Source organism: Hafnia sp. HMSC23F03 (assembly GCF_001816025.1).
GTDB classification, from domain to species: Bacteria; Pseudomonadota; Gammaproteobacteria; order Enterobacterales; family Enterobacteriaceae; genus Hafnia; species Hafnia paralvei.
In genome coordinates this window covers 1-1,017 of record NZ_KV824209.1, presented here as the reverse complement: position 1 = coordinate 1,017, position 1,017 = coordinate 1, and the positions used below count along the sequence as shown (strand labels likewise).

Below are 1,017 nucleotides of genomic sequence, written 5' to 3'. Positions count from 1 at the left end.
GGTAGCGAAATTCCTTGTCGGGTAAGTTCCGACCTGCACGAATGGCGTAATGATGGCCAGGCTGTCTCCACCCGAGACTCAGTGAAATTGAACTCGCTGTGAAGATGCAGTGTACCCGCGGCAAGACGGAAAGACCCCGTGAACCTTTACTATAGCTTGACACTGAACATTGAGCCTTGATGTGTAGGATAGGTGGGAGGCTTTGAAGTGTGGACGCCAGTCTGCATGGAGCCAACCTTGAAATACCACCCTTTAATGTTTGATGTTCTAACTCCGGTCCCTAATCGGGATTGAGGACAGTGTCTGGTGGGTAGTTTGACTGGGGCGGTCTCCTCCTAAAGAGTAACGGAGGAGCACGAAGGTTAGCTAATCACGGTCGGACATCGTGAGGTTAGTGCAATGGCATAAGCTAGCTTGACTGCGAGAGTGACGGCTCGAGCAGGTACGAAAGTAGGTCATAGTGATCCGGTGGTTCTGAATGGAAGGGCCATCGCTCAACGGATAAAAGGTACTCCGGGGATAACAGGCTGATACCGCCCAAGAGTTCATATCGACGGCGGTGTTTGGCACCTCGATGTCGGCTCATCACATCCTGGGGCTGAAGTAGGTCCCAAGGGTATGGCTGTTCGCCATTTAAAGTGGTACGCGAGCTGGGTTTAGAACGTCGTGAGACAGTTCGGTCCCTATCTGCCGTGGGCGTTGGAAGATTGAGAGGGGCTGCTCCTAGTACGAGAGGACCGGAGTGGACGCATCACTGGTGTTCGGGTTGTCATGCCAATGGCATTGCCCGGTAGCTAAATGCGGAAAAGATAAGCGCTGAAAGCATCTAAGCGCGAAACTTGCCTCGAGATGAGTCTTCCCTGAGACCTTGAGTCTCCTAAAGGAACGTTTAAGACTAAGACGTTGATAGGCTGGGTGTGTAAGCGTAGCGATACGTTGAGCTAACCAGTACTAATGATCCGTGAGGCTTAACCTTACAACACCGAAGGTGTTTTGGTTGAGAGACTAAGACGAAGA

General features: G+C 51.6%; 1 rRNA gene. It reads left to right on the top strand.

Features of this window, described 5'->3' with window-relative positions:
* A 23S ribosomal RNA gene (locus HMPREF3091_RS04955) occupies positions 1–976 on the top strand; the annotation flags it as partial.
* Between the last annotated feature and the right edge of the window lie 41 nt (positions 977–1,017).